This window comes from Bradyrhizobium valentinum (assembly GCF_001440405.1).
GTDB classification, from domain to species: Bacteria; Pseudomonadota; Alphaproteobacteria; order Rhizobiales; family Xanthobacteraceae; genus Bradyrhizobium; species Bradyrhizobium valentinum.
In genome coordinates, this window is the sequence record NZ_LLXX01000155.1 from 1 (window position 1) to 2,121 (window position 2,121).

Annotated in this window: 2 protein-coding genes and 2 pseudogenes; 3 read left to right on the top strand and 1 reads right to left on the bottom strand. The window is 58.0% G+C overall.

Translation table 11 applies throughout. From position 1 onward, the window contains the following. Positions 1–99: 99 nt before the first annotated feature. From CP49_RS43525 to CP49_RS45285, 3 genes and pseudogenes are all read left to right on the top strand, one after another. Positions 100–575, top strand: a pseudogene (locus tag CP49_RS43525) (transposase); the annotation flags it as partial. 131 nt (positions 576–706) lie between these two features. After that, positions 707–1,027: a HesB/IscA family protein gene (locus tag CP49_RS27800; protein WP_057853337.1), complete on the top strand. Its 321-nt coding sequence runs from the start codon at positions 707–709 to the stop codon at positions 1,025–1,027. Positions 1,028–1,046: 19 nt separating this feature from the next. Then, positions 1,047–1,208, top strand: coding sequence for a hypothetical protein (locus CP49_RS45285; RefSeq protein WP_156438697.1), 162 nt, complete (start codon positions 1,047–1,049; stop codon positions 1,206–1,208). Between the two features lie 691 nt (positions 1,209–1,899). On the opposite strand, the pseudogene CP49_RS47955 reads toward CP49_RS45285, so the two are convergent. After that, positions 1,900–2,121, bottom strand: a pseudogene (locus CP49_RS47955) (hypothetical protein); the annotation flags it as partial.

Here is a 2,121-nt window from a genome sequence, read left to right on the forward strand (position 1 = left end):
CGTCAACGCCGTTTCAAAGGCCGCCGTATCACTCAGCTCTGATTCCGGGTACTAGTGCCGTAAGAGGCATTCTGGGAGAGAGGAGGCATCATTGCTGCAGGCTGCAAAGTCTCGATTGCCACGCCTGCCAGCGCGCCCAAAGGCGGGCAGTTCGTGCTGCATGCCAAGGCCCTGCACGGCAATCCCTATGACGGCCACGCTCGGTTCCCGTCATCGCCGATCTCGAAAAGCTCACAGGTGTCGCAGCGCGCCGCATCCAGGGCGACAAGGGCTATCGCGGCCACAACTATCCCGACCGGTTCAAGGTCTGGATCAGCGGCCAGGTTCGCCGCGTCACCAAAGCCATCCACCGCGAGATGCGGCGTCGTGCCGCTGTCGAGCCGGTGATCGGCCATCTCAAGGACGACCACCGAATGCGTCGCAACCATCTCAAGGGCCGCGACGGCGACCGCATCAACGCCGTTCTCGCCGCCGCCGGCTACAACTTCAGCCTGCTCCGCCACTGGTTCGCGGAACTTTTTAGCGCCATGCTATGGATACTCTGTCGCCGCCTATCGCAACCACACCTTACGTAAAACGGTGCTCAGAAACGTTCTTCACGAACGACTTCATGGCTGATGTTCGCCCGCTGCTGTCCGCAGACGAGGCGGAGGATTTCGACGACGATGCGGCGAAGGCTGAACGACTCGGGAAAATAAAGGGTGCCATGATCAATCTGACGGATAGCGCAGTGAATGCGCTCAAGAGCACGATTTCAGCATCGGCGCAGCCGGCAAGCGGCCTGCGCATCATGGTCGAGGCCAGTGGCTGCGCCGGGTTCAAATACCGGATGAGCCTGGCCGACGAGGCTAAGCCCGAAGACACAGTCATCGAGCGCGACGGGATCAAGGTGTTCGTCGACAATAAGAGCCATGAACACCTCGCCGGCACGACGATCGATTTCGTGGTGGCGCTGGAGGGGTCGGGCTTCACCTTCGACAACCCAAACGCCCAATCGAGCTGCTCTTGCGGCAAATCCTTCAGCTGATGACAAGAGAAATCGAAGCATGCCGGTCGAACCGGAACAACTGAAGCAACCGCCGAGCATTGAGACCGATCGGGAGCAACTCATTCGCGCCGTGATCGAGGAGATCCGGCCCAATCTGCAACGCTGCCTGGGTCCTTCCTGTCGGCGGCAGAAACCTGCCTGGATCGCTCCCGCCGGATGATCTTCGAAGTGAGTTGGGCGAGGAGTTCGGTCGTGCTTTCCGGGCTGCTGACGGGCACCAATTCCAGTGTCCCAGACGAGTGGCGTGTCAATCAGCACTGGAACGAATCCTTACGGGATCCAAAAGGTCCATGCCCAAAACATAATCCCCAGCACAAGGCACAGGAGGCGCTCGCAGAGCATGCCAACTCAGGCGACCCTGGCGTCCAAGTCGTTGATCGCGATCTGTATCCTTCCGCATCAAACGCGAATCCTGAGTCTCGCATACCCGAGCTAAATGCTCGGATTGATGGGCAAGCAAAAAGGTCGCTTAATTGACAAGCGGCCCAAGTCTAGGGAGGAAACGCCCAAGGAGGGCAGCGAGAGCCCGGGACGCTGCCGTGGTTGACTCGATACGCTTTGTGTTCGATGCCATTGGCGGAAAGCAAGGCGAGAGAACTATATTGCTACGGATCACCTCGATGCTATGGATATCTTCATTCGTGACGTCAGTCAATTTTCTCTTCCCGACTTTCTGAGCATCTTGATATCCCCGGCACACCATCTGAGGATGTCTGCGTCAACGCCTTCCGGTGGGGGCCCTCACACGAGAGTGAAACGGCGTACGCGCCACAGGCGTCTGGTATCAGGAAGATTGTCGGCTCCGAACCAAATGTCGACAATGCGACGCATGCAGAATACTGCGTGCAGACTCAATCTTCTTTGTTGCGGCACGGCGCTTGCTTCTTTAGCCTTGGCATCTCCGATGAGGCATGGACGGTGATGTCTAGTGGTTCATCATAGTGATTTTGACGTTTTGATACCGAGCCATTCGAGGATGGGCAAGTTTTCCGGTGGCAAGAGAATCTCGATGCTTCTGGGACGCCGGGTTGACGTCGGATGAAGCCGTTCCGTTCGAGGGTGACGATCATCTG